The organism is Neorhizobium sp. JUb45 (genome assembly GCF_004343585.1).
In the GTDB taxonomy this organism is placed as follows: Bacteria; Pseudomonadota; Alphaproteobacteria; order Rhizobiales; family Rhizobiaceae; genus Neorhizobium.
In genome coordinates, this window is record NZ_SLYW01000001.1 from 721841 (window position 1) to 746542 (window position 24702).

Annotated in this window: 22 protein-coding genes; 14 read left to right on the plus strand and 8 right to left on the minus strand. The window is 60.8% G+C overall.

Annotation, left to right across the window (positions count from 1 at the left end):
- Window positions 1-10 precede the first annotated feature (10 nt).
- Window positions 11-541, minus strand: coding sequence for a redox-sensitive transcriptional activator SoxR (soxR, locus tag EDF70_RS03510; protein ID WP_132271932.1), 531 nt, complete (start codon window positions 539-541; stop codon window positions 11-13).
- 106 nt (window positions 542-647) lie between these two features.
- Here soxR and EDF70_RS03515 point away from each other — a divergent pair, with 106 nt between their 5' ends.
- Entirely contained in the window at window positions 648-2240 is a 1593-nt protein-coding gene (locus EDF70_RS03515) for an MFS transporter (protein WP_132271933.1), read from the plus strand.
- Between the two features lie 67 nt (window positions 2241-2307).
- On the opposite strand, the gene EDF70_RS03520 is transcribed toward EDF70_RS03515, so the two are convergent.
- Window positions 2308-2895: an outer membrane protein gene (locus EDF70_RS03520; protein ID WP_165931951.1), complete on the minus strand. Its 588-nt coding sequence runs from the start codon at window positions 2893-2895 to the stop codon at window positions 2308-2310.
- A 403-nt stretch (window positions 2896-3298) separates the two neighbouring features.
- On the opposite strand from EDF70_RS03520, the gene EDF70_RS03525 reads away from it, so the two are divergent.
- On the plus strand, window positions 3299-4192 hold the full coding sequence (locus tag EDF70_RS03525) for a DMT family transporter (protein ID WP_132271935.1): 894 nt from the start codon (window positions 3299-3301) through the stop codon (window positions 4190-4192).
- 90 nt (window positions 4193-4282) lie between these two features.
- Here the strand turns inward: EDF70_RS03525 and EDF70_RS03530 are convergent, their stop codons facing one another.
- Both EDF70_RS03530 and EDF70_RS03535 read right to left on the minus strand, forming a co-directional pair.
- Entirely contained in the window at window positions 4283-6190 is a 1908-nt protein-coding gene (locus tag EDF70_RS03530) for a HAMP domain-containing methyl-accepting chemotaxis protein (RefSeq protein ID WP_132271936.1), read from the minus strand.
- 347 nt (window positions 6191-6537) lie between these two features.
- On the minus strand, window positions 6538-8496 hold the full coding sequence (locus tag EDF70_RS03535) for a methyl-accepting chemotaxis protein (protein WP_132271937.1): 1959 nt from the start codon (window positions 8494-8496) through the stop codon (window positions 6538-6540).
- A gap of 394 nt (window positions 8497-8890) precedes the next feature.
- On the opposite strand from EDF70_RS03535, the gene EDF70_RS03540 reads away from it, so the two are divergent.
- The 8 genes from EDF70_RS03540 (at window position 8891) to sbmA (ending at window position 17092) form a co-directional block, all read left to right on the plus strand.
- Window positions 8891-9934 (plus strand): SMP-30/gluconolactonase/LRE family protein, encoded by a 1044-nt coding sequence (locus tag EDF70_RS03540; protein WP_132271938.1) that lies wholly within the window; start codon window positions 8891-8893, stop codon window positions 9932-9934.
- Window positions 9935-10061: 127 nt separating this feature from the next.
- Window positions 10062-10454: a YciI family protein gene (locus tag EDF70_RS03545; RefSeq protein WP_132271939.1), complete on the plus strand. Its 393-nt coding sequence runs from the start codon at window positions 10062-10064 to the stop codon at window positions 10452-10454.
- Window positions 10451-11725 (plus strand): RNA polymerase sigma factor, encoded by a 1275-nt coding sequence (locus EDF70_RS03550; protein WP_132271940.1) that lies wholly within the window; start codon window positions 10451-10453, stop codon window positions 11723-11725. Before EDF70_RS03545 ends, EDF70_RS03550 begins: the two co-directional genes overlap by 4 nt.
- A gap of 87 nt (window positions 11726-11812) precedes the next feature.
- Window positions 11813-12274 carry an SRPBCC family protein gene (locus EDF70_RS03555; RefSeq protein ID WP_132271941.1) on the plus strand — a complete coding sequence of 154 codons (462 nt, stop codon included), beginning with the start codon at window positions 11813-11815 and terminating at the stop codon, window positions 12272-12274.
- Window positions 12275-12537: 263 nt separating this feature from the next.
- Window positions 12538-13599, plus strand: coding sequence for an LLM class flavin-dependent oxidoreductase (locus tag EDF70_RS03560; protein ID WP_132271942.1), 1062 nt, complete (start codon window positions 12538-12540; stop codon window positions 13597-13599).
- A gap of 53 nt (window positions 13600-13652) precedes the next feature.
- On the plus strand, window positions 13653-14408 hold the full coding sequence (gene map / locus EDF70_RS03565) for a type I methionyl aminopeptidase (protein ID WP_132271943.1): 756 nt from the start codon (window positions 13653-13655) through the stop codon (window positions 14406-14408).
- A 105-nt stretch (window positions 14409-14513) separates the two neighbouring features.
- A complete protein-coding gene (locus EDF70_RS03570; protein ID WP_132271944.1) occupies window positions 14514-15683 on the plus strand; it encodes a YbfB/YjiJ family MFS transporter in 1170 nt (389 codons plus the stop codon).
- A gap of 128 nt (window positions 15684-15811) precedes the next feature.
- On the plus strand, window positions 15812-17092 hold the full coding sequence (sbmA, locus tag EDF70_RS03575) for a peptide antibiotic transporter SbmA (protein ID WP_132271945.1): 1281 nt from the start codon (window positions 15812-15814) through the stop codon (window positions 17090-17092).
- 365 nt (window positions 17093-17457) lie between these two features.
- Here the strand turns inward: sbmA and EDF70_RS03580 are convergent, their stop codons facing one another.
- Together EDF70_RS03580 and EDF70_RS03585 are read right to left on the minus strand one after the other, a co-directional pair.
- On the minus strand, window positions 17458-17811 hold the full coding sequence (locus tag EDF70_RS03580; RefSeq protein WP_132271946.1) for a VanZ family protein: 354 nt from the start codon (window positions 17809-17811) through the stop codon (window positions 17458-17460).
- Between the two features lie 54 nt (window positions 17812-17865).
- Complete coding sequence (locus EDF70_RS03585; protein WP_132271947.1) at window positions 17866-18906, minus strand: polysaccharide deacetylase family protein; 1041 nt, start codon at window positions 18904-18906, stop codon at window positions 17866-17868.
- A 230-nt stretch (window positions 18907-19136) separates the two neighbouring features.
- Here EDF70_RS03585 and EDF70_RS03590 point away from each other — a divergent pair, with 230 nt between their 5' ends.
- The 3 genes from EDF70_RS03590 (at window position 19137) to EDF70_RS03600 (ending at window position 21964) form a co-directional block, all read left to right on the plus strand.
- Window positions 19137-19808, plus strand: coding sequence for a tetratricopeptide repeat protein (locus EDF70_RS03590; RefSeq protein ID WP_132271948.1), 672 nt, complete (start codon window positions 19137-19139; stop codon window positions 19806-19808).
- 46 nt (window positions 19809-19854) lie between these two features.
- Window positions 19855-21279 carry a ribosome biogenesis GTPase Der gene (gene der, locus EDF70_RS03595; protein WP_132271949.1) on the plus strand — a complete coding sequence of 475 codons (1425 nt, stop codon included), beginning with the start codon at window positions 19855-19857 and terminating at the stop codon, window positions 21277-21279.
- A gap of 331 nt (window positions 21280-21610) precedes the next feature.
- The gene (locus EDF70_RS03600) at window positions 21611-21964 is read left to right on the plus strand and encodes a hypothetical protein (RefSeq protein ID WP_132271950.1); all 354 of its coding nucleotides are present in this window, start codon (window positions 21611-21613) and stop codon (window positions 21962-21964) included.
- Window positions 21965-22311: 347 nt separating this feature from the next.
- Here EDF70_RS03600 and EDF70_RS03605 read toward each other — a convergent pair whose 3' ends face one another.
- On the minus strand, window positions 22312-23352 hold the full coding sequence (locus EDF70_RS03605; protein WP_132271951.1) for a glycosyltransferase family 1 protein: 1041 nt from the start codon (window positions 23350-23352) through the stop codon (window positions 22312-22314).
- Between the two features lie 187 nt (window positions 23353-23539).
- Here EDF70_RS03605 and EDF70_RS03610 point away from each other — a divergent pair, with 187 nt between their 5' ends.
- The gene (locus EDF70_RS03610) at window positions 23540-24100 is read left to right on the plus strand and encodes a tyrosine-protein phosphatase (protein ID WP_132271952.1); all 561 of its coding nucleotides are present in this window, start codon (window positions 23540-23542) and stop codon (window positions 24098-24100) included.
- 34 nt (window positions 24101-24134) lie between these two features.
- Here EDF70_RS03610 and EDF70_RS03615 read toward each other — a convergent pair whose 3' ends face one another.
- Entirely contained in the window at window positions 24135-24668 is a 534-nt protein-coding gene (locus tag EDF70_RS03615) for a hypothetical protein (protein WP_132271953.1), read from the minus strand.
- Window positions 24669-24702 lie beyond the last annotated feature (34 nt).

The window sequence follows — 24702 nt, forward strand, 5'->3', positions numbered from 1 at the left end:
GCCTGCTCGCTTACTCATCGGCCTTCAACTCTTCCAGCAAGACCGGGCCATGCCCTCCGGCGGCCAGCCGGTCGTCGGGGTTTCGAAGCGGGCAGTTTTTTAGCGACAGGCAGCCACAGCCGATGCAGCCGTTCAGTTCGTCGCGCAGACGCGTGAGGCGTTCGATGCGCGCATCGAGTTCGGCTTTCCATCCGGTCGACAGTTTTTCCCAGTCATGGGCATTCGGTGTGCGGCTTTGCGGCAGCGTGGCGAGGGCCCTGGCGATTTCCTTCAACGGGACGCCGGCCTTCTGGGCGACCCGGATCACCGCCACCCGCCGCAACACGTCACGATCGTAGCGGCGATGGTTGGCGCCGTTGCGCCAGCTGCGGATCAGCCCCTCCTGCTCGTAAAAATGAAGGGCCGAAACGGCGACGCCGGATCGCTCCGCCACGAAACCGACACTGACGCCATCACTGGCACGGATGCGTGGACTTAGGCTCTCGACAGAGGTGTAGCCTGCACTTGCACCGGCATCGCCCGGTGGTTTCGATTTTGCCATTTTGCATCTTGACCTCAAGTAAGGTTGAGATCGTACAGCATGATTTCGGGAATGGCAGCGCTTTTTTGAAACGTGCCCATGCAGTCCCCCAACTGGAAGGCAGAGGATGGACACGGTAGAAGAAAATCTCAGGCAGCGCATTTCCGAGCGCGGCGGAAAATTCGCCGAGCGATGCGAAGGGGAAAATGCGGTGCGAGAGCCTGAAGAGACCGGCATGGAAGAGGGCGCAAGTGCCGTTGGTTCGAATGGGGCGACATTGAAGACGAAGGCTCAAGCAGCAGCCGACAGACCACAGACCGATCCCGCAGACGACTGGTCGGCCCTTTTATCCGGTCGCAATGCCGTCATGCTGGCGCTGGTATCGGCCGGGGTAGGGCTGCATGCCTTCAACTCGTTTGCCATCGTCGCGGCCATGCCACTCGCGGCTGCGGAGCTTGGCGGCACGGCGTTTTTCAGCTGGGCCTACAGCCTTTATTTCATCGGCTCGATTGCCGGCGGAACGGGGGCTGCTGCCTTTCGTGATCGTGTCGGCCTTTCCACATCGCTGCTTGTCTCGTGCCTGTTGTTCGCGCTGGGTGGCTTTGCTGCGCTGGCGGCGCAAAATTTTGGTTTCATCCTTGCCGGACGGCTGCTGCAGGGTGTTGCCGACGGGCTGATCGTGGCGATCGCCTACAGCCTGATCCCCGGCAATTTTCGCCCCGGTCTGATCTCCAAGGTTTTCGCGGCGGAAGCGATGGTCTGGGCAGTGGCGTCTCTGCTCGGCCCGATTGTCGGTGGTTGGCTGACGGAAGCGTTTTCCTGGCGCATGTCCTTCCTTGCCATCGTGCCTTTCCTTCTCCTGCTTGTCGTACTTGCTCCGATTGCCAAGCCCGCGCCATCCACCGCCGACCGTGTGGCCGCAGCCCCGTTTGCGATCGGCATGCTGATCGTCGGCGCGCTGGTCCTGTCGCTGTCATCGGTCGCCTCGTCCGGTTGGGGACAGGCGCTTGCGGTGATTGCCGGCGTCGCTCTTTTCGTGCTGGCCATGGTGTTCGACGGACGGATCGGGCCAAAATTGCTGCCGACGCAGGCATTCGGCTCGCGCTCGGTGTTCGGCTGCGGACTTTGGGTGCTGCTGCTGATGTCGCTCAGCCATTCCGTTGGTGCGGTCTATCTGGCGCTGGCGATCTCGGAGATCTGGCACTACCGGCCGATCACCGTCGGCGCGGTCGTACTGTTGATGCCGCTCACATGGAGCGTTGTTGCGGTGTTTGCCAGCCGCAATCCGTCGCCACGCCTCCAGGATGCGCGCACCCGCATGGGGCCGTTGTTTCAGCTGGCGGGCTTCATCATCATCGCGATCGGCCTGACGTCGCACATGATCGCGCTGGTGATTGTCAGCCAGATCCTGATCGGAACCGGTTTCGGTCTGGCATGGGCCAATGTCAATCGCGCAGCGCTGGCCGGCACGCCTGCGCAGGAGCGCGACCGGGCAGGGGCCTTGCTACCAACCGTATCGACTGTGGGCTACGCGATCGGTGCCGGTCTTGCCGGACTGGTGGCAACAGCGACCGGTCTGGTCGCCAAGCTGGAAGCCAGTGTGCCGGATGCCGCACTTGCCCCCTCTATCGCCCTGCCGTCACTCTGGCTTTACGGCCTTGCGGCAGTCGGGGCCGGCATAGCCTTCCTGTTTTCGTTCGGTGTCAAACTGCCGCGCTAAGCCCGCATACGAAAAAGGGCAGCGGAGTGCCCCGCTGCCCTCGGCAACTCAAATCGATCTGCGACGATCAGAATTTCACGCCGATACCGACATTGACGATATGCTGGTCGAAATTGACGTTGGCGCCAGCGAGGTTGCCACTGCCGTAATCGTTGTAACGATACTCGGCGCGGCCGAAGATGTTGTCGGTGAATGCGTAGTCTACACCTGCGCCGATCGTCCAGCCGCTGAGCGTGTCGTCGTCGCTAACCGGGCCGCTGACCTTGGCGTTGGTCGCTGTCCAGCCACCTGCAATATAGGGCAGGGCGCGATCCATGGCATAACCCAGGCGAGCGCGTGCAGAACCGGAGAAGCCGCTTTTTACGTCAGCGCCAGCAATGCTCTGCTCGTTCCAGTCGTAGTTCACGTCACCTTCGAGACCGGCGACAAAACCATTCGACATCTGCCAGTTATAACCGACGAAGCCGCCGAAACGACCGCCGTCAAAATTTTCCGAAAACGCACCGACATCGCCGTTGCCCCAGCCGTAACCGCCGTGCAGACCGACATAGGGACCGCTCCACGTAAAGGCCGGTGCCGTCGCCTCGATCGCAACCGGCGCTTCCGGGATCTGCTCGACGGCATCTGCCGCGCGTGCTGCCGAGGTCGCGGTCATCGCGATTGCGGCGGCGAAAATACCAGCCAGGGCGGTGCCGGCTGCGGGGGAGAATTTCTTCATGGACTTTTCCTCTCGGGTATCGTGACAGGCAGATGCCTTGCTGTTCGAACACTCCAGCCGCGGCTCCCAAGCCAAGTCGCGGAGGACCATCACGTTGCGCAAACTACGTAGGTGGCCGTTTGGTTCCATGCCATCCCGATCGCGCTTGTGTGATTAAATGTGCAGAAAGCGGCATTTTTGAGCAGGTCGCGGATGAATCTACCGGCGCTTGCAGGCGGGCGTACCGTTCGCCGCATGGCCGAACTGGCGTATCAACCGCAAACGGTATAGGAGCCGAAGAACAAGATTACGCAGCGTTGCTCCTGCCACACACGACCCCGGACATGAAAAGCAAGACCCCATGAACAGCAAGACATTGGGCTATCTCTACGTCCTTCTCGCCATCACCATTTTTGCGGGCCAGGATGCGTTTTCGAAGCTTCTGGGCGACAAATATCCGCCGATCATGGTGACGATGATCCGCTTCTGGGCCTTTGCGGTGTTTGTGGTTCTGCTGGCTGCGACCTCGCCCGGTGGCCTGCGTCGCGCCGTTGTCACCAAACGCCCCGTTTTGCAGGTCATCCGTGGCATGCTGCTGGTCAGCGAGGTGGTGGTCGTCGTCATTTCCTTCACCATTGCCGGCCTTGCCATGACGCAGTCGATCTTTCAGGCGACACCGCTGATGATCACGCTCCTGTCCGTGCCGCTTCTGGGCGAGACGGTCGGCTGGCGTCGCGGCGTGGCGCTTGGCGTCGGTCTTGTCGGCGTGCTGATCATCCTCAATCCGACAAATGTGCATTTCGATATTCGTCTTCTGCTGCCGCTCGCAGCCGGCTTCATGTACGCGCTTTACAGCATTGCCACTCGGGCTGTGAGCAGTACCGACAGTGCGGTGACGAGCGTGCTTTATGCCGGCGTTGCGGGTGCCGCACTCGCCAGCGTCATCGGGCCGTTCTACTGGACGCCGATCGCGATGGAGGACTGGCCGGCCATGGCGGCACTCTGCATCTGCGGTGCCACCAGCCATTATTTCATGATTAAGGCCTATGGCCTGCTGAGTGCCGTCGAAGCACAGCCGCTGACCTATCTTCAGCTCGTCATGGGCGCTGCCGTCGCCGTCGCCTTTTTCGGCGAAACGATCACGCTCAATATGGCGATCGGCGCCGTCATCGTCGTCGGCGCCGGGCTGTTTACGGTGTGGCGCGAGCATCGCCTCGGCGTGCGGAAAGAAGACGCGGAAGTGCTGAAGGCGTAAGTCGGCCGCGGCATGACGATTTGCTTGCAACGAGAACGGCCGCGAACTTTTTGTCCGCGGTCGTTCTCGTTTCGGGTGTTGCTGCAGCGATCAGTCCCGATCGAAAGCAAGCGCCGCATTGCCGGAAAATGCCGATGTCAGCCTGCCGGCCAGCATGCGGGCAGGGGAGGCAGGGGGCGCTTCGCGTTGGTCGGCCGGGCGTAGCGTCGGGCGGGTGCCCGATAGATCGAACTGTGCCAAGAGTGTGTTCAGCGAAGCCACGTCACGGGCGAGGCCGTGGCTGGCTGCTGTCTGTTCCTCCACCATGGCAGCGTTCTTCTGGGTGTCCTGATCCATCGTGTTGACGGCAGTATTGATCTGCTGGAGACCGGACGATTGCTCCTGCGCACTTTCGACGATGGCATTGACGTGCCGGTTGATCTCCTGAACCTCGACAACGATCTCTTCCAGCGCGCGGCCGGTTTCTCCGACCAGTTCCACACCGCTCTGCACCTGATGGTTCGAGGTGGTGATCAGTGCCTTGATCTCCTTGGCGGCATTGGCGGAGCGCTGGGCCAGTTCGCGGACTTCCTGGGCGACGACCGCGAAACCCTTGCCGGCTTCACCGGCACGGGCCGCCTCGACACCGGCATTCAGCGCGAGCAGGTTGGTCTGAAAGGCAATGTCGTCGATGACGCCGATGATGTTGCCGATTTCGCCGGACGACTTTTCGATTGCTTCCATCGCCTTGACGGCATTGGCGACGACATGGCCGGATTTTTCAGCGCCCTGACGGGTGCGGGCGACGAGGTCGCCGGCTTCTTGCGCGCGGCGGGCGGCATCCTTCACCGTGATGGTGATTTCCTCGAGCGCCGCAGCCGTCTCTTCGACGGAGGCGGCCTGCTGTTCGGTGCGCTTGGCCAGATCGTCGGCCGCCGACCGGATTTCGCCGGAACCGGCTTCGATGCTGCGGGCGTTTTCCGATACCTGTTCAAGCGCTGCCTGCAGTTTGGAAGCCGAGGCGTTGAAGTCGTTGCGCACGCCATCGAGCGAGACCGCGAAAGAACGATCGATGCGGTAGGAGACATTGCCGTCCGAAAGGTTCGACAGTGCTTCGGCAAGGCTGTCGACGGCAAATTTGACATCGGCGGCATCACGGGCCGTGATGGCTTCGCGGTCGATACGCTCCTGTTCCGACAGGCTGCGATTGTCTTCGGCTTCCTGCCGCAGGCGGGCGCGCTCAAGGGAATTGTCGCGGAAGACGGCGACGGCCTGCGCCATCTGGCCGATTTCATCCTTGCGGTCGAGGCCATCGATTGCTGCCTCGGTTTCGCCCGATGCCAATGACGACATGCGTTCCCGCAGTCGGATCATCGGTGTGACGACACCCTTCTGGGCAATGATCATGGCCCAGACAACGGCAATGGCGATCCCCGCCAGCATTCCGGCGAGCGCAAGCTGGATCGTCGTCGAAACCTCGTCCGACAGTTCTTGTGCGCCGTTCTTGATCAGGTCGGCCATGGCGCCATTGTTGGCACCGGATTTGACGGACATGTCGAGCGTGATCTGTTCGAGCTTTGCGGAGACGGCGGCGAACTGTTGCTTGTCGCCGGTGGCGTGTGCCTTGACCAGTTCGCCGCCAACGATCTTGAGTTCGTCGAAGCCTGCCAGCAATTCGTCGATGGCGGCCTTGCGGCTCGGCACGATGTCCGGGATCTGCGCCAGACGGTTGCGGGCGCCGGTCATTTCATTGCTGAACTTGGCGGCAAATTCGGTGAAGGCGTCGGAATGCGGATCCTGGCTGACGGCACGGTTCAGCCAGTTGACGGCGGTCCACATGCCGGCCGCACCGCGCGGGCCAAAGGTGGCGGCCATGCTCTCATTCAGCAGGAAGCGCGAATAGGCTTCGTTGGCGGCGTTGAACCGGTGAGTAACGAATGTCAGGCCAGCCAGCGATATCAGGCTGAGGATGGCGATCGCCATCAGGAATTTCGTTTTGATCTTCAGATTTTTCAGCATCGGATAACCTCGTAAAAACTCGGGAAAGAGCGGAGGCTCATGTCTGGGAAAAGCAGGGATCGTCTCGTCGAGACGGCGTACATCATGCGCGCTGCGACCGAAGAAGAGGTCTCCAGTGTCCTTGGCGCGAACCGTAGAATTTCGTCTTATAATAAAATCTTACTTTGAAAATTCCTGGGCGGTTTTCGACAAAATGTCGCAGTTTCAATGACTTAAAATTGACAGGCGTCAATTGTGAGGATGCTGCCTGTTAAGAATTGCGATCAAAACAAAACGGCCGCAGACTTTCGTCTGCGGCCGTTTTGTTGTCAGTCCGTTGCCGGCGGCAGGGCCGCAGGCGGTGTTTCTCAGAATTCCTGCCAGTCGTTGGCCTGGGTGTCGACGGCGAGAGCGGCATTGCCGGAAAACGCGGTCGCGACCTTGTTGGCCAGCTTGCGGGCAGGGGAGGCAACCGGGCGGGCCGACTGCTGTGCTGCATAGGGAGCAGCCGGGCGGCTGGCGGCGGCAACCTGCTGCATGCGGACATGCGACAGCTTGAACTGGGCGAGCAGGGCGTTCAGCGCGGCGGCATCGCGAGCGAGGCCGTGGCTGGCAGCGGTCTGTTCTTCCACCATGGCGGCGTTCTTCTGGGTGTCCTGATCCATCGCGTTGACCGCGGTGTTGATCTGCTGGAGACCGGAAGACTGTTCCTGCGCGCTTTCAACGATGGCGTTGACGTTGCGGTTGATCTCCTGGACTTCCGAGACGATGGTTTCCAGCGCCTTGCCGGTTTCGCCGACGAGGTGAACACCGTTCTGAACCTGCTGGTTGGAGGCGGTGATCAGCGTCTTGATTTCCTTGGCGGCGTTTGCAGAACGCTGGGCCAGTTCGCGAACTTCCTGAGCGACGACGGCAAAACCCTTGCCGGCTTCACCGGCGCGTGCGGCTTCGACGCCTGCGTTCAATGCAAGCAGGTTGGTCTGGAATGCGATGTCATCGATGACGCCGATGATGTTGCCGATCTCGCCCGAGGACTTTTCGATCTGCTCCATCGCCTTGACGGCGTTCTGGACAACTTCGCCGGACTTTTCAGCGCCCTGACGGGTACGGGCAACCAGTGCACCGGCGTCCTGTGCGCGGCGTGCGGCGTCCTTCACCGTGGTGGTGATTTCTTCCAGAGCTGCAGCGGTTTCTTCGATCGATGCGGCCTGCTGTTCGGTGCGCTTGGCCAGATCGTCAGCGGCCGACTTGATCTCGCCGGAACCGGCTTCGATGCTGCGGGCGTTTGCGGCGACTTCTTCAAGAGCTGCCTGCAGCTTGGAGGCCGAGGCGTTGAAGTCGTTGCGGACACCATCGAGCGAGGCTGCGAAGGAACGATCGATCCGGTAGGAGACGTTACCGTCGGACAGGTTCGAAAGCGCTTCTGCAAGGTTGTCGACGGCGAACTTGACGTCGGCGGCTTCACGGGCACGCTGGGCTTCACGTTCGATCCGGTCGCTTTCCGACAGGCTGCGATTGTCTTCGGCTTCCTGCTCCAGACGCTGACGCTCCAGCGCGTTGTCGCGGAAGATTGCGACGGCTTCGGCCATCTGGCCGATTTCGTCCTTGCGGTCGAGGCCATCGATCTCGGCGCGGGTTTCGCCGGCGGCAAGCGATGCCATGCGTTCACGCAGGCGTGCCATCGGACCGGTAATGCCCTTCTGGGCGATCGTCAGTGCCAGCACGATGGCAACGGCGATGCCGATCAGCATGCCGATGATGGCGAACTGGATGGTCGAGGACACTTCGGCCGACAGAGAGTCGCCGCCGTTCTTGATCAGGTCCGCCATGGCGCCGTTGCTTGCGCCGAATTTCGGCGACAGTTCAACGATGGCCTTGTCGAGGTCGGACGAGAGGGCCGTTACCTTTGCGGTATCGCCGGCGGCATGGGCCTTCAGCAGATCGTCGCCGATCGCCTTCAGCTTGTCCGCGCCGGCGAGCAGTTCGTCGGTGGCGGCCTGACGGCTCGGGACGAGACCCGGAACCTGTGCCAGACGGCCGCGGGCGCCTGTGATTTCCTTGCCGAAACGTTCGGAAAGATCCTTGAAGGCGGGAGACTGCGGATCCTGGGCAAGCGCGCGGCTGAGCCAGGTGGTTGCCGTCCACATGCCGGCTGCACCGCGAGGAACGAAGGTCGCCGCGGTGCTTTCGTTCTGGAGGAAGTGCGAATAGGACTGATTGGCAGCGCTGAAGCGCTGGGTAACGAAAAGAAGGCCGGCGAGCGAAATCGCGCCGAGGATGGCGATCGCCATCAAAAACTTTGTCTTGATCTTCAAATTCTTGAGCATCGGATAGCCTCAGGAGCACGCTGAAGGAACGGAAGCGCATGGCGGGAAAAGGGAAATGCAGGAATCGTCTTCTTTTTAAGACGGCGCACATCATGCGCGCCCCGGCGACCTGATCGATCGCAATGTCCTTGGTCCCGGAAGTTATGGGCATTATCATAAGAAAATCTTACACTTGCTGCAGTGCATCACAATTTCGAACGAAATTCGGTGGCTTGCCACTTTTTTGCCTGATTTTCATAACCGCGTAACCATCTGCGCAGTAGGCAACCATCTGTTTGTTGCAGTGCGAAAGGTTGAGCCGGTAAATCCCGGACCGGGCTATGTTCAGGCTTTCCCCATGCGCTGGGGCAAATTGATATGAAATCAAAAATCCGTTTTCGAAGGACCTTTTACCGTGGATCTTTCCCGCCGTAACATCATGTCGCTGGGCGTTGCCGCCGCCGCGACTGCCGTCACCACCAAGATTGCCTCCGCTCAGGCGATCAGCTTCACGCCCTCGCCGATCTACCCGGATCCGTCCATCCAGGTTCTCGACCCGAGCTTCGCCAAGTACCGCGTTGCCAGCGCCTCGCTGGAACAGGTTGCCACCGGCGCCCGCTGGCTGGAAGGCCCGGTCTATTTCGGCGACGGCAAGTACCTGCTGGTCAGCGATATCCCGAACAACCGCGTCATGAAGTTCGACGAGACCAACGAGACCTGGAGCGTGTTCGATGCCAATTCGAACTATGCCAACGGTCATTGCCGCGACCTGCAGGGCCGTCTGATCTCCTGCGAGCACCTGACCCGCCGCGTCACCCGCACCGAGCATGACGGTTCGATCACTGTTCTCGCCGACAAGTTCAAGGGCAAGAAGCTCAACTCGCCGAACGATATCGTCTGCAAGTCTGATGGTTCCTTGTGGTTCACCGACCCGCCGTTCGGCATCGGCGGCGAATGGGAAGGCGAAAAGGCGGAAGCCGAACTGCCGCATTCCGTTTACCGCATTTCGGCGGAAGGTGAGCTGTCGCTCATCACCGACGAACTGAAGGGCCCGAACGGCATCGCCTTCTCCGAAGACGAAAAGAAGCTCTACGTTGTCGAAGGCCGCGCTGCGCCTTACCGCATCGTCTGGTCCTACGACGTATCGAAGGACGGCAAGACCGTCTCCAACAAGAAGGCCTTCATCACCGCCGACGACAATGGCGGTCTCGACGGCTTCAAGGTTGACGTTGACGGCAACCTGTGGTGCGGCTGGGGCTCTTCGGGCGCTGCCGGTGCCAAGCCGGAAGACCTCAACGGCGTGAAAATCTTCAACAAGGAAGGCAAGGCGATCGGCTTCATCAAGCTGCCCGAGCGTTGCCCGAACCTCGTTTTCGGTGGCAAGAAGAAGAACCGCCTCTATATGGCGTCCAGCCATTCGGTCTACGCGCTGTTCGTGGAAACCCGCGGCGCCGTCTGATCGGCTGTTTTGAATGACTGACTTGCGGGGCCGGATCTGTGAACGATCCGGCCCTGCTTGCATTTTCGGGTGCATGATGTCGGTTCTGCCGTTACTTCTGCGTCTTCCATGCAGAAGGGAGAAATCCATGCTCTACGCCATCCTGTGTTACGCCCATGAGGAAACCGTTTTCGCCTGGTCCAAGGACGAGGAGGCTGCCGTCATGGAAAAACTTTACGCCTTGCAGGAGCCGCTGGCGAAAGCCGGCAAGCTTGGCCCGGTCGGGCGGCTGATGCCGACGACGGCGGCGACCACGGTGCGCAAGGGCCGCGACGAGCCGCTGGTGCTCGACGGTCCCTTTGCCGAAACCAAGGAAGTGCTGCTCGGTTTTTACACCGCTGAATTCGAGACGCTGGATGAGGCCGTCACCTTCGCCAAGGACCTGTCTGCCGTCAATCCCGGCTCCAGCTCCTATGAAATCCGGCCGTTCTACGTTTTCCATCCCGGCGATGCGCAGGTTGGGGCAGGTGGTGCATCATGACCGATCTCGGCTGGATCGAACTGGCGCTGACGGCGGCGCGGCCGCAGGCACTGGGCGCACTCCTGCGTTATTTCCGTGATCTCGATACGGCGGAAGAAGCGTTTCAGGAAGCCTGCCTGCGCGCCATCCGCACCTGGCCGGACAAGGGGCCGCCGCGTGATCCCGCCGCATGGCTGATCTTTGTCGGACGCAACAGCGGTGTCGACCAGGTCCGCAAACGCGCCAAGAACGAGCCGCTGCCGGAAGAGGCGGCGTTTTCCGATCTTTCCGATGCCGAAGAGGATATCGCCGACCGGCTGGACAATGCCCATTACCGCGACGACATTTTGCGGCTGATGTTCATCTGCTGCCATCCGGAACTGCCCAACACCCAGCAGATCGCGCTGTCGCTTCGGATCGTGTCGGGCCTCACCGTGCCGCAGATCGCCAAGGCCTTTCTGGTCTCGGATGCGGCGATGGAACAGCGCATCACCCGCGCCAAGGCCCGCATTGCCAGAGCCCAGAGCGAGAAGAGGCCGGGTGACAAGGGTGTCGTCGGTTTCGAGGCACCGGATGCCTATGAACGGGCCGCGCGGCTGAAAACCGTGGCGGCGATGATCTATCTGGTCTTCAACGAAGGATATTCGTCCGGCGTCAACAATCCCGACAGCCTCACGCTTTGCGAGGAGGCGATCCGGCTGGTGCGCATCCTGTTGCGGATTTTTCCGGCAGAACCGGAGATCATGGGGCTGGCAACCCTGATGCTGCTGCAGCATGCCCGCGCCGGCGCCCGGTTCGACGAGGCCGGGCAGATTATTCTGCTCGAACAGCAGGATCGTTCACTGTGGGACAAAAAGCTGATCGCCGAAGCGCTCGCCATGCTCGACAAGGCGGTGCGGCACAGGAGCGGCGGGCCCTACCAGTTGCAGGCGGCGATTGCTGCCCTGCACGCCCGCGCCGAAAAGCCGGAAGATACCGACTGGTGGCAGATCGATCTTCTCTATCAGGCGCTGGAACACCTGCAGCCGTCGCCGGTCGTTACCCTCAATCGCGCGGTTGCGGTCTCGAAGGCGGAAGGCCCGGAGGAGGCTCTGGCGCTGATTGCCACGGTGGCGGCGCCACTCGACGGGTATTTCTATTTTCACGGCGTGCGCGGAGGGTTGCTGATGCAGGCCGGGCAAAAGGCCGAGGCACGCGAAGCCTTCGACCGCGCCATATCGCTCGCCAATTCGCCGGCGGAAGCCGCGCATATCCGCATGCAGATCGACCGGCTGGGGGAGGTGGGGACATAAAATTCTCCGCCCCCTGTCGGTTTCCCGTATCGCCATGCGTCCTAGGTTCACATTCACAGCGATGCGTTAAAACCAGAGGAGAAAGCCATGACCGCCCAATATCAGTTGCAGCTCGTTCGCGAATTCGATGTGCCAGCCGAAAAGCTCTTCAAGGTCTGGGCAACGCCGGAGCGCTATGGCGAATGGTTCTGCCCGCTGCCGTGGAAGGTGACCGAGGCGCGCATGGATCTGCGCACCGGTGGCGACAGTTTTATCCTGATGGAAGGTCCGGAAGGCGAAAAGATCCCCAATACCGGCGTCTATCTGGAAGTCGTGCCCAACAGGAAGATCGTTTTCACCGATGCCTTCACCAAGGCATGGGAGCCGTCAGACAAGCCGTTCATGACCGGTATCATCGAATTCGAGGACCTCGGCAACGGCCGCACGCGTTATACCGCGACTGCCCTTCACTGGACGGAGGAAGACATGGAAACCCACAAGCAGATGGGTTTCGAGGAAGGCTGGGGCATCGTCGCCGGCCAGATGGCGGAGATCGCCAGGACGTTCTGAGCTTTGGCGAGTCTTTTCAGGCGTTTGCCAGGCATGTTTGCGTGTTGGATTCAATCAGCGAGAGGCGGCGGATATATCTGTCGCCTCCGCCATGTTGAAGGATATGTGCTTCACCCGCAGATTTCGCCCGTCGCCGCAACCTTCTGAAATCGGAATCGTTTCGCCCATCGAAATCTTCGAAGGATGGCTTCGAAAGTTTCACATTTGTGCCGGCTGCCGGCGATATCTATGTGAGGCTATCGAACAACGGAAATTTTGGGCGCATGGAACTCGGTCTTTATACTTTTGCGGATGTCGATCCGAACGCGGTCAACAAGGGTGCGGAAGCGCATCGGCGGCTGAAGGATCTTCTTGAAGAGATCGAGCTGGCCGATCAGGTCGGGCTCGACGTGTTTGGGCTGGGCGAACATCACCGCGTCGATTATGCGGCATCGTCTCCCTCGACCGTGCTGGCCGCCGCCGCCGTGCGCACGAAAAACATTCGCCTTTCCAGTGCCGTTACCGTTCTCTCTTCGGATGAGCCGGTGCGGGTGTTCCAGCAGTTTTCGACCGTCGACCTGCTGTCGGATGGGCGTGCGGAAATCATGGCGGGGCGCGGTTCCTTCATCGAATCCTTCCCGCTGTTCGGTTACGATCTCGCCGATTACGACCAGCTGTTTTCCGAAAAGCTCGACCTGCTGCTCGCCATTCGCGATCAGGAAGTGGTGAGCTGGAACGAAGGCAAGCTGCGCCCGCCGATCAATGGGCGCGGCGTCTATCCGCGCCCGCTGCAGGAAAAGCTGCCGATCTGGATCGCCGTTGGCGGCACGCCGGAATCGGTGGCGCGGGCAGGGGCCATGGGCCTGCCGCTGGCCATCGCCATTATCGGCGGTGAATATCGCCGGTTTGCGCCGATGTTCGATCTTTACCGCGAGGCCGCTCGCCGCGCCGGTCAGGACCCGTCGACGCTGAAGACCAGCATCAATGTGCATGGCTTCATTGCCGATACGACTGAAGCCGCTGCCGATCAGTTTTATGGTCCGCAGGCCGAGGTGATGAACCGGCTTGGCCGCGAACGTGGCTGGGGACCGACCAATCGTGCGCATTTCGATGCGGCGCGTGGGGCCCAGGGCAATCTTTTCCTCGGTGAGCCGGAAGTGGTGGCGGAAAAGATCGTCGCGGCGCACGCGGTGTTCAAAAACGACCGGTTCATGCTGCAGATGGCGATCGGTCTGATGCCGCATGCGCAGATCATGCGCGGCATCGAACTTTACGGCACGAAAGTAGCACCTCTGGTCAGAAAGGAATTGACCGGATCGTCCGATGGCGCGAAACCGGCTGCCTGACAAGCCGGCCTTGGGGGAAGGCCGCGAGACACGATGATAGGAAGAATGCACGCATGGTGATTTCCACCGAAGAAGAGCTGCAGAAGCTCAAGGATATCGGGCGCCTCTGCGCCGTGGCCGTGGAAACCATGGCAAAGGCTCTGGAGCCGGGCATCACCACCCGTGAACTCGACCTGATCGGCCGCAAGATCCTCGAGGATAATGGCGCGCAATCGGCCCCGGAATTCTGCTATGAATTTCCGGGCGCCACCTGCATCAGCGTCAACGAGGAAGTGGCGCACGGCATTCCCGGCGATCGCCGCATCGAGGCGGGTGATCTCGTCAATATCGACGTGTCGGCCGTCAAGGACGGTTTTTTTGGCGATACCGGTTCGTCCTTCGCCGTGCCGCCGGTCAGCAAACAGATCGAAAAGCTTTGCCGTGACGGCCGTCGCGCGTTGTGGACCGGTCTGCAGCAGGTCAGGACCGGCAAGCCGATCGCCGGTATCGGCAATGCCATCGGCGCCTTCGCCACCAAGAACCGCTATACGCTGATCTCCAACCTTGCCAGCCACGGCGTCGGCCGCTCGCTGCATGAGGAGCCGAAGGAAGTTTCCACCTGGCCGGACCCGGATGAAACCCGGATCATGGAAGAGGGGCTGGTCTTCACCATCGAGCCTTTCCTGTCGCTCGGCGGTACCTGGGCGGAAGATGGCGGCAATGGTGATCCATGGACGCTTTACAGCGATCCGCGCGCGCCAACCGTGCAATACGAGCATACGATCGTTGTTACCCGCAACGGCCCGCTCATCCTGACGCTGCCGAACTGAGGTTTTTCGAAAGGCGCCATCTGTCGGTGGCGCCTCAATCCGCCTGATCGCAGCGATCAGAATTTGTGGTTTGTCAGGCTGTAGGCCGGGTGCGATAAGCCGCCCATGTCCTCTTCTCCTTCTTCTTCTTCCTCGCTCTGGATCGGCCTTGCCGGCGCTGCCGCCATGGCCGGTGCCATGGGGTTTGGCCGTTTCGTCTACACGCCGATCCTGCCGGGCATGATCACCGGTATTCCGCTGTCCTCGGCTGATGCCGGCACGATCGCCGCCGGCAATTTTGCCGGTTATCTGCTCGGCGCTATCGCCTCGGCCTATGGCTGGGCGGCGGGCCGGGAGCGCAAGGTGGCGCTCGCCGGTCTGCTGGCGTCTGTCGTGCTTCTGGCGGCCATGGGGCTGACGACGTCGGTCGCCACCTTCACCGTCATTCGCTTTCTTGCCGGTGCGGCCAGCGCGCTTGCCATGCTGTTCACCTCGACGATCGTGATGATGCATGCGGCGGGACGCCCGACGATCGGCATGCTGCATTTCGGCGGCGTCGGTGTCGGCATCGCTCTGTCCTCGCTGCTGGTTCTGGGGGTAAATGCCTTGGCGGGGGATGCGGCGCATGGCTGGCGTCTCGACTGGTTCGCTTCGGCGGCTGTCGTCCTTGCCATCTTTGTCTTCGTTCAGCGTTTCCTGCCCAGGCCGCAGGGTGACGCAAAAAGCGTGGCCGAGCCGCCGCTTGTCTGGCGCCTGCCGCTGATCATGACGGTTTTGTCCTACGGCCTTTACGGTTTCGGTTATGTCATCACCGCCACCTTCCTCGTCGCCATTGCGCGCATGGGCAATACCGGGCCGATGATCGAGTTTCTCGTGTGGTTCGTGGCCGGCTGTGCGGCGGCGGTGTCGCTGTTCGCATGGAACCCGATCGCGCGCCGGATCGGCCTTGGTGGGGCCTATCTCGCGGCCATCGTCGTGCTTCTGATCGGCGTCGTCGCGTCTGTCGAACTGCCGCCGGTGGCCGGCACGCTGGTGGGTGGCTTTCTGCTCGGCGCGACCTTCATGGTGATCACCGCCTTCGGTCTGCAACTCGGCCGCCGTTTCGCGCCGCAAAGCCCGCGCCGGGCGATCGCCGTGGTCACCGCCGCCTTCGGAACCGGTCAGATCATCGGGCCGCTGGTGGCGGGTTTTGTGGCCGAGCGTACGGGGAGCTTTACCGCACCGTCGCTGCTGGCCGCCGGAGTGCTGGTCGCGGCCATTGCACTGTCACTGCCGCTGCTGCGTGAGCGCGGCTAAAATGTCCACGGTTACAAATAGGTAACAAACGGCAAGCCCCATTGCCGCTCCCTTGGACTTGCCTTAGTTTCGCGCTTAAAGGTCCACCCGACCATTGTTAGATTCGAACTCAGGAAAGCAGCCGCTCCGTGTTCCACTCCTTCTTCCCCCGACCAAAACTGTTTTTCCTGTCCGCTGCCTTGTGGACGGCCGTCTGCATCTTCGTGTGGTATGCCGTCGGCCCGCAAATGGGTGCCGCTCTCGGCATGCCGCCGCTTGAGGCAGGCCAGCAGGCACCCCTCGGGCTTGCCTATTTCCTCACCCCGGACAATCTCTGGTTCTATCTCTATTTCACCATCTTCGTGCTGATCTTTGGCGGTGTCTGGAAGCTGATCGACCGGGATCACCCGTGGTCGAACTGGTCCATCTGGGGATCGGCCTTCATCATCTTCATCGCCTATTTCGTCGTGCAGATTTCGGTGGCGCTGAACAACTGGCGTGGTCCGTTCTTCGATCTTTTCCAGCGCGCGCTCGAAAAGCAGCCCGGCATCACGGCTGGACAGTTTTATGACCTGCAGCTGCGTTTCCTTGAAATCGGCATGGTCGGCGTGGCGATGAACGTCGTTACTGCCTACTTCACCAGCCATTACGTCTTCCGCTGGCGCACGGCCATGAACGATTTCTACCTGTCGAAATGGGACAAGCTTCGCCATATCGAAGGTGCCTCGCAGCGTGTTCAGGAAGATACGATGCGATTTGCGTCCATTGTCGAAGGTCTTGGCGTCGTGCTGATCAATTCGATCATGACGCTGGTCGTCTTCCTGCCGCTGCTGTTCCAGATGTCGGTGCATGTCACTGAAATCCCACTGCTCGGAGCCATTCCGCATTCGCTGTTCTGGCTGGCGCTCCTGTGGTCTGTTTTTGGTACAGTCTTGCTTGCCGTCGTCGGCATCAAGCTGCCGGGCCTTCAGTTCCGCAATCAGCGCGTCGAAGCGGCCTTCCGCAAGGAGCTGGTCTATGGTGAAGACCACGAGGATCGGGCGCAGCCGCCGACCATGCGCGAGCTGTTTTCCAATGTGCGCAAGAACTATTTCCGCATGTACTGGCACTACCTGTACTTCAACGTCGCCCGCTACACGTTTGGTCAGCTCGATGCGATCATTCTGACATTCATGCTGATCCCGACCATCGTTGCCGCCAAGATCACCATGGGGATCTGGCAGCAGATCGCCACCGCGTTCGGCCAGGTCAGCGACAGTTTTCAGTATCTGGTCAGCTCCTGGTCGACGATCATCGAGCTTCTGTCGATCCGCAAGCGTCTGGTTGCCTTCGAGGCCGCCATTGATGACCAGCCTCTGCCGGTGATCGACCAGAACTATCTGGAGCGTGAAGCCGAAGGCGGCGAGATGGCGGCGAACAAGCCGACCTGATTTCTCAATAAAACACACAGCAGTTTTGGCCGCGCCGGGTGAAAAGTCCGGCGCGGTTTTGTTTTGGGCTTGGGGCAGGCGGTATCGGTATCAAGTTTGGCATTTCAGGCTTCCGCCTGCCCCGACCGCGCTTTCGGCATTTCGCCTTGGCAACGACCATCACCAGAACCGGACACAAAGCCGGAGGAGGAGGCCGGTTCGCGATCCCGGTGCCCATCCGATGACCTCGCGATTATCCGCTCACCTGCCGGAGCGTGGATGAAATGGACGCAGGAAAAATGCGAAGTGGCTGTTTTCGAACGATTAAAAAAATAATCGGGGTGCTGAACGTCCACGTCTGCGGAAAGCGGCGTTAGACTGGTGTCTTACGACAGCGCCGCAGTGCGGGTGCGCAAAAGATTGACGCCCCATCCGGCCACACAGCCGATCGCCGCACCGGCCGCCTTGATCAGCGCGTCGTCGGGATTGGCATGGCGGCTGGGGGATATGAACTGCAGCAGTTCGATGCCGCCGGCTCCGAGCAGCAGCAGGACGGCGCAAAGCTTCCAGTGGCGTGGATAGGTGATCACGAACAGGAAGGCCATGACGGCAAAAGCACCGGCGCGGTCGACATTGACCGGCAGAAAGTCGTGCGGGCGCATCTCGATCGGCGAGACGGTGGCGAAGATCACAAAGGCGAGCACCAGCCAGGGCAGGGTTTTCAGGAGTGTTCTTGTCATTCAGCTGTCATAATCCGGCTGGAGCGCGTTGGGAAATCATATCGCCGGGCGTCGTTAAAGACCTGATGAGGGCGCTGAAACGGGAAGGGCCTGCCTCAGGCCTGCCGACGCCGTCGTCTCGTTGCCGGACAGCATCGCCATCGCTTGCGAATGGGTAACGCATGCGACATCCTGCATGCCGCAGACGTCGGTCACCAGCCGTTCCATCGCCCGCCAATAGGCGCCGGCATTCATCTCGACGAAGTGAAAGCCGATCTGCAGCGGAATGCGCTTGCCGTCATATTGCTTGTCGAAGGCGGCCTTGAAGGCGGAATAGGCGCGTTCCTCGAACTCCGCCGAGCGGCTGGGGTTTTCGATGCCGGCCGAATGGCGGATGAACAGATTGTAGTCCATGGCGATGATCGGTCGCTGCTGCGGGCCTTCGGGAATGGTCGGCAGGCCGAAACGGAAAACGCCGTCCTTTTCCTCCGGCACTTCCGGCCCGCGCGTGACCGGGCTTGCGTCATACACGAAACCGGCCTGACGTTCCGCCTGCATCAGCGCCGGACCCTGGCTGAGATAGGGCGCGCGAAAACCGCGAATGCCGGTTTTGACGAAATCCTGCCAGCCGGCCGGCTCCTGTTCAGCAGCATCATTGGCCACCCATGCATTGGAGAGCACGTTTCGGAACGTTTTCAGTTCCTGCGTCCACTCCTGCGAGGTCCATTCGCCACCATCGAAATGGCCGCATGTATGGCTGGCAATCTCGTTACCCTCTTCCTTCGCCTGCCAGACATGGCCCAAACGGATGCGGGCTTCCTCTTTCGTCTGGGCAAAACCGATATTGGAGCGGCCCGGCTTCTGGCCCGGTCCCTGATAGGTTTTCGCCGATGCGCGGTCGATGACGAGGGTGCAGGAGAGAAAATAGGTGAAGCGGGCGTTTGTGCGTTTGGCGATATCGCGGCTGCGCTGCCACAGATCGTTGCTGCCGGCGCCATCGAAGGAAATCAGCACCAGCTGTTTCGGCTTTTCCGCGGCCATGGCTGCAGGTGCAGCGAGCGTCGCCGGGATGGCGGCAAACAGGGTGAGGGCGAGCAAAGACGATACGCGGGACATAAAAACCTGTCGAAAATCATTTTCGGATAGAATTCCTGGCAATGGCTTCTGCGTCGAGATTGCGGCGAAGCTTTGTGCGTGATGACAAAATTTAGGCTGCGTCTCGTGGTCATCCTGCACGTTCGGCGTTAACAAGCTTTCGTGAAATGCACGAAGGGCCTTACATGCGCGGCAAAATGCGCTAGAAGGCGGTCTTTCCGCATTCAGAGGCCCGGCGGCCGGAGACTGGCATGGCAAATAACGACGACAGCTTCATTCGCGAAGTGAACGACGAACTGCGCTCGGAGCAGATGAGCAAGGCGTGGAAGCGTTTTGGCCGCATCCTCATCGGTGCGGCAGTGCTTCTCGTCGTCGGTGTTGCCGGTCATCGCGGTTACGAATACTGGCATTCCAACAACGCGTCCGCTTCCGGCGACCGTTTCGTGACGGCACTCGACCTTGCCGGCGACAAGAAGAATGACGAGGCGCTCGCAGCCTTCTCCGAACTCGAGAAGGATGGCACCGGTTCCTATCCGGTTCTGGCCAAGCTGCGCACCGCCGCACTTCAGGCAGAGAAGGGCGACAAGGCTGCGGCAATTGCCACCTTCCAGGCCATTTCCAAGGACAATGCCGTGCCGGCGCTGGTGCGCGACACCGCCAAGCTGCGCGCCGCCTTCCTGCTGGTCGATACGGCCGGCTATGAACAGGTTGCCGCCGAAGCCGAGGTGCTGAGCAGCGACGGCCATGCGCTGCGTTTTTCGGCGCGCGAAGTGTTGGGTCTGGCCGCCTACAAGGCAGACAACATGAAGCAGGCCAAGGACTGGTTCACGCAGATCACCAATGCTGCCGACGCGCCGCGCAATGTCGCCAGCCGCGCGCAGATCATGCTCGACAACATCGCCGCATCCGGCAAGGCGCCCTGATTTTCGGCCAGACGGCTGAAGGTGCCCAAGAAGAGAAAGAAACCACATGAGCTTCACCGTCGCCATCGTCGGACGCCCGAATGTCGGCAAGTCGACGCTGTTCAACCGGCTGGTCGGCAAGAAGCTTGCGCTGGTCGATGATACGCCGGGCGTTACCCGCGACCGTCGTCCCGGCGATGCCAAGCTCGTCGATCTGCGCTTCACCATCATCGATACCGCCGGTCTCGAAGAAGCCGGTGCCGATACGCTTGAAGGCCGCATGCGCGCCCAGACGGAGATGGCGATCGAGGAAGCCGACCTGACGCTGTTCGTCGTCGATGCCAAGGCGGGGCTGACGCCGCTCGACAAGACGTTTGGCGAACTGCTGCGCCGCAGTGGCAAGCCGGTCGTGCTGGTTGCCAACAAGTCCGAAGCCAAGGGCTCGGATGGCGGTTTCTACGACGCCTATACGCTCGGCCTCGGCGAGCCGGTGCCGATCTCGGCCGAACATGGCCAGGGCATGATCGATCTGCGCGACGCCATCGTCGAGGCCATCGGCGAAGAGGTTGCTTTCCCGGAAGAGGTCGATGAGGCCGAGACCAATGTCGACGTGCGCGACAGCGATTTCGACGACGAGGATGAAGATGCAGACGGCCTTTACGACGAGACCCTGCCGCTTCGCGTAGCAATCGTCGGCCGTCCGAATGCCGGCAAGTCGACGTTGATCAACCGTTTTCTCGGTGAAGACCGGCTTTTGACCGGCCCGGAAGCCGGCATTACCCGCGACAGCATTTCCGTCGAATGGGACTGGCGCGGCCGCACCATCAAGATGTTCGACACCGCCGGCATGCGCCGCAAGGCGCGCGTGCAGGAAAAGCTGGAAAAGCTGTCAGTTGCCGATGCGCTGCGCTCCATCCGCTTTGCCGAAACGGTCGTCATCGTGTTCGATGCCACCATCCCGTTCGAAAAGCAGGACCTGCAGATCGCCGATCTGGTACTGCGCGAAGGCCGTGCCGCGGTTCTCGCCTTCAACAAGTGGGACATGATCGAGGATCCGCAGGCGTTTCTGACCGATCTGCATGAAAAGACCGCACGGCTGCTGCCGCAGGCCCGCGGCATCCGCGCTGTGCCGATTTCCGGCCAGACCGGTTACGGCCTCGACAAGCTGATGCAGAGCATCGTCGACACCGACAAGGTCTGGAACAAGCGCATCTCGACCGCCAAGCTGAACCGCTGGCTCGACCAGACCACGACTCAGCATCCGCCACCGGCCGTTTCCGGCCGCCGCCTGAAGCTGAAATACATGACGCAGGTCAAGGCCCGTCCGCCGGCTTTCATGGTGTCCTGCACACGTCCCGACGCGCTGCCGGAAAGTTATGTGCGTTACATGACCAACACGTTGCGCACCGACTTCCAGATGCCCGGCGTGCCGATCCGCATTCACTTCAAGGCGGGTGAAAACCCGTTCGAAGGTCGCCGCAGAAAGCGCTGATCGCGTGTAAAAAATGATATCCGTCACCCGTATGGGTGGTGACGGATATCTTTTGATCGTCTGATATGCCCGAGCCGACATGGCCGTGGCTTTGCGATTGTCGCTTTATGATATCGGGTGGCGTTTTCCAGGACGCTAGCCCGACATGTGCGATCCATCCCGATGATCCGGCCGCTGCCATGTTCGGCGGCATTCGCCTTTTTTTCCACATTCATAATTTTGCTTTGGTCTGTGTGCAGTCACGCGCCGGGGCACGGATATGTTCAATTGGTTCACAGGGTTAAGGGCTGTGTGCCACTGCTGGCATTACGCCAGCAGAGAGGGGAATGAAATGGTTCGCATGACACTTGCGATCGTTCTCGGCGTGTCTTCCGGTCCGGCCGCGCTGGCCGAGGAAATCGCCTTCAATTATCGGCCGAGCGTCGCCATCAAGCCCGGCAAGGCATTGCTGCTGAAGGGCGTGCGCGGCAAGAACTGCAACGACCCGGCGCCGGAATGGGACGAGGTCGTTGCAAAACTGCCGGTCTCTGCCACCGGCACGTTTTCGGATGGTGGGCTTGGTATCGTGCGGAGCCGCAAGTGCGGCAAGGCGGTGCCGGCACGCGGGATCAAGTTCACCGCAACAACGAAGGGTCGCGAAAAACTCACCGTGTTTCGCGACCGGGTTGCCGTCACCGTCTTCTGACATGCAGGTTTAGGCACCTGCCGGCGACGGAAGTGGCAGAGGGCGCGGGCCTCTGCTTGCTATTTCGTTGCGCTTGTGTTCGACTGCGACCATGGCTTGTGACTCTGGGAGGGGACAGCAAGCCGTTTCGATCAATGGGAGGAGGAATCCATGATCATTGCAGGTCTCGTCGCCGCCATCTGTCTGGGTATCGGAAGCGTGTTGTTTTTCCACTGGCGGGATGAAAACATCGGCTGATCCGGCTGATTGAAGCTTCCTTCGTTTGATGACGTGCCTGTGGTGCGGATGAATCTCTCATCCGCCGCCTTTGGCGCTTTGCATCCTGTTCAGTCCTGCCTGTACCGGCGTCACTCTGCCGGTGCCGGCAGGGCTTTCAGTGTTTGTGCCTTGAGCACGTTGGACAGGAACTGCCGCGAGGCCGCTTCCCACGTGAACTTTCGAGCATGGGCGCGGGCGTCTGCGCGTGAGCACGACAGCGCTGCAAGGCAGGCTTCGCGCAGGTCTTCGTTCAGCGCACCGGCGCCGCAGCCTTCCTCAAGGATATCGACCGGTCCCATCACCGGATAGGCTGCGACGGGCACGCCGCTTGCCAGCGCTTCGAGGATCGTGTTGCCGAACGTGTCGGTCCTGGAAGGAAAAACGAAGACGTCGGCCTGGGCATAGGCGCGGGCAAGTTCTTCGCCGGTCTTGATGCCGGTGAACAGCACGTCCGGGTATCTGCGCTGCAGCTCGGCGCGATCCGGGCCATCACCGACAACCACTTTCGAACCCGGCAGATCGAGATCAAGAAAGGCCGGCAGGTTCTTTTCCACCGCGACGCGGCCAACCGTCATGAAGATCGGCCGGGGCAGGTCAAAAGGGCGGTCGTCCTGATCCATCGGGTGAAACACCGTCTGGTCGATGCCGCGGCTCCAGCGCAGAAGGTTCTTGATGCCAAGTTTCGACAGTTCGCGCTCAAGGCTGCCCGTCGCCACCATGCAGCCATTGCCGGCATTGTGAAACCAGCGCACGAAGGCGTTCAGCCAGCGCAGCGGAATGGGGAAGCGGGCGGCCACATATTCGGGAAAGCGGGTGTGATAGCTGGTGGAGAAGGGCATGTGGTTCTTCAGGCACCAGCGGCGTGCCATCAGCCCGAGCGGTCCTTCGGTGGCGATATGCACCGCCGTCGGGCCGGATGCCTTGATGGCGGCGGCGACCTGCCAGTAGGTGGCGACCGACAGGCGGATTTCCGGATAGGTGGGGCAGGGCACGCTGGAAAAGTCCTGCGGCGTCACCATGGCGACATCCACGCCCATGCGGGTGAGTTCGCGATTGGTGTTTTCGATCGAGCGAACGACGCCGTTGATCTGCGGATACCAGGCATCGGAAACGATGGTAATTCTGGTCATGACCGGCTTGAAACCCCTTTTGCCCGTCGCTCTGCCGCAATTTCGCCGACTCATGGCGGTTGTTGCAGCCTTGCTGTTCTATCGCCGAGCTGTGTGACAGGCGAATGTCGGGCCGTGGGCAAGGCTGCCGACAGTTTGATTTGCGAGCGCCGCAACCACCGCTTATGTATTGATCGATTGTTTGTTGATGGATTTGTTCATGCGTATTTTCCGGTCGCTGTCCCTTGGTCTGCTGTCGGGTGTTGCGGCAATAGGCATTTTCATGGGTGTCAATCAGCTGACCGGCAACGAGCATGAAGTGATTGCGGGCGAGCTCTATCGCTCCGCCCAGCCGGGAGGTGAGGAGATCGACAGCCTCGTGCGCCGCCATGGCATCAAGACCATCATCAATCTGCGCAACGAGACACGCGGTCAGTGGTATGCGGAGGAAAAGTCTGCAGCCGAGCGCAATGGCGTGAGGTTGATCGACTATCCGATCAGCTCGGGAGCAATTCTGCCGGTGGAAGGCAGCGAGGAACTGGCGCAGATCATGCGCGATGCGGAAAAGCCGATCCTGATCCATTGTGAACATGGCGCCAACCGGACCGGGCTTGCCTCGGCGATCTATGTCGGAGCGGTCGCGCAGCGCAGCGAACTGTTTTCCGAGCTGCAGCTGTCACCCTATTACGGCCATGTGCCGATCCCCGGCATCGGCCGCTATGCGATGTGGCAGTCCTGGGACAAATTCGAGGAAACCATCGGTTTCTGAGGGAGACGGCGGGCATGACCCGCCGTTTTGTATTTTACTGGGCTGCGATGCTGAAATCCTGATCGAAGCTGAATTTTTCGCCGCTGCTGATGTCGTTGATCGTATAGGTGACCACGTAATTGCCGGCGGGTGCGCCATCGAGTGTCAGGGTGAAGTCCATCGAGAATTCTGTGATGGCGTTGTGGCTCTGCAGCACGTTCTTCACAAAACCCTTCTGGTCGGTGACGACGGCGCCCTTGTCGTCCTTCAGCACCAGGTCGGCGACAAAATTCGTCTCGTACATCTCGCCCGGCAGTTCCTTCCAGCCGAAACCGATCGGTTCGACATAGGTGATGACCGGTTCACCCTGCTTGAAGACGGTGCCCTGCTTTTCCTGATAGATGCCATAACCGCCTGATTTCTGGGCAACGAAGGTGACGATGCGTTCGCTGAACGGCACCTTTGCCCAGGCCTCGTACATCTTTGTTTCGGCCTTGGTGAGGTTTTCCAGTGCATCGGCGTGGGCAGCCGTCGCCAAAGGTAAAAACGACAGGGACAGAACGGTCAGGGTAGCAAAAACGGCGCGCATGTTTTCCTCCGGAGATGGCCAATACCATGTTCGC

Excerpts from the sequence above, each read along its gene's own strand:
- soxR (WP_132271932.1), bottom strand. The coding sequence starts at position 541 with ATGGCAAAATCGAAACCACCGGGCGATGCCGGTGCAAGTGCAGGCTAC.
- EDF70_RS03515 (WP_132271933.1), top strand. The coding sequence starts at position 648 with ATGGACACGGTAGAAGAAAATCTCAGGCAGCGCATTTCCGAGCGCGGC.
- EDF70_RS03520 (WP_165931951.1), bottom strand. The coding sequence starts at position 2,895 with ATGACCGCGACCTCGGCAGCACGCGCGGCAGATGCCGTCGAGCAGATC.
- EDF70_RS03525 (WP_132271935.1), top strand. The coding sequence starts at position 3,299 with ATGAACAGCAAGACATTGGGCTATCTCTACGTCCTTCTCGCCATCACC.
- EDF70_RS03530 (WP_132271936.1), bottom strand. The coding sequence starts at position 6,190 with ATGCTGAAAAATCTGAAGATCAAAACGAAATTCCTGATGGCGATCGCC.
- EDF70_RS03535 (WP_132271937.1), bottom strand. The coding sequence starts at position 8,496 with ATGCTCAAGAATTTGAAGATCAAGACAAAGTTTTTGATGGCGATCGCC.
- EDF70_RS03545 (WP_132271939.1), top strand. The coding sequence starts at position 10,062 with ATGCTCTACGCCATCCTGTGTTACGCCCATGAGGAAACCGTTTTCGCC.
- EDF70_RS03550 (WP_132271940.1), top strand. The coding sequence starts at position 10,451 with ATGACCGATCTCGGCTGGATCGAACTGGCGCTGACGGCGGCGCGGCCG.
- EDF70_RS03555 (WP_132271941.1), top strand. The coding sequence starts at position 11,813 with ATGACCGCCCAATATCAGTTGCAGCTCGTTCGCGAATTCGATGTGCCA.
- EDF70_RS03560 (WP_132271942.1), top strand. The coding sequence starts at position 12,538 with ATGGAACTCGGTCTTTATACTTTTGCGGATGTCGATCCGAACGCGGTC.
- map (WP_132271943.1), top strand. The coding sequence starts at position 13,653 with ATGGTGATTTCCACCGAAGAAGAGCTGCAGAAGCTCAAGGATATCGGG.
- EDF70_RS03570 (WP_132271944.1), top strand. The coding sequence starts at position 14,514 with ATGTCCTCTTCTCCTTCTTCTTCTTCCTCGCTCTGGATCGGCCTTGCC.
- EDF70_RS03580 (WP_132271946.1), bottom strand. The coding sequence starts at position 17,811 with ATGACAAGAACACTCCTGAAAACCCTGCCCTGGCTGGTGCTCGCCTTT.
- EDF70_RS03585 (WP_132271947.1), bottom strand. The coding sequence starts at position 18,906 with ATGTCCCGCGTATCGTCTTTGCTCGCCCTCACCCTGTTTGCCGCCATC.
- EDF70_RS03590 (WP_132271948.1), top strand. The coding sequence starts at position 19,137 with ATGGCAAATAACGACGACAGCTTCATTCGCGAAGTGAACGACGAACTG.
- der (WP_132271949.1), top strand. The coding sequence starts at position 19,855 with ATGAGCTTCACCGTCGCCATCGTCGGACGCCCGAATGTCGGCAAGTCG.
- EDF70_RS03600 (WP_132271950.1), top strand. The coding sequence starts at position 21,611 with ATGGTTCGCATGACACTTGCGATCGTTCTCGGCGTGTCTTCCGGTCCG.
- EDF70_RS03605 (WP_132271951.1), bottom strand. The coding sequence starts at position 23,352 with ATGACCAGAATTACCATCGTTTCCGATGCCTGGTATCCGCAGATCAAC.
- EDF70_RS03610 (WP_132271952.1), top strand. The coding sequence starts at position 23,540 with ATGGATTTGTTCATGCGTATTTTCCGGTCGCTGTCCCTTGGTCTGCTG.
- EDF70_RS03615 (WP_132271953.1), bottom strand. The coding sequence starts at position 24,668 with ATGCGCGCCGTTTTTGCTACCCTGACCGTTCTGTCCCTGTCGTTTTTA.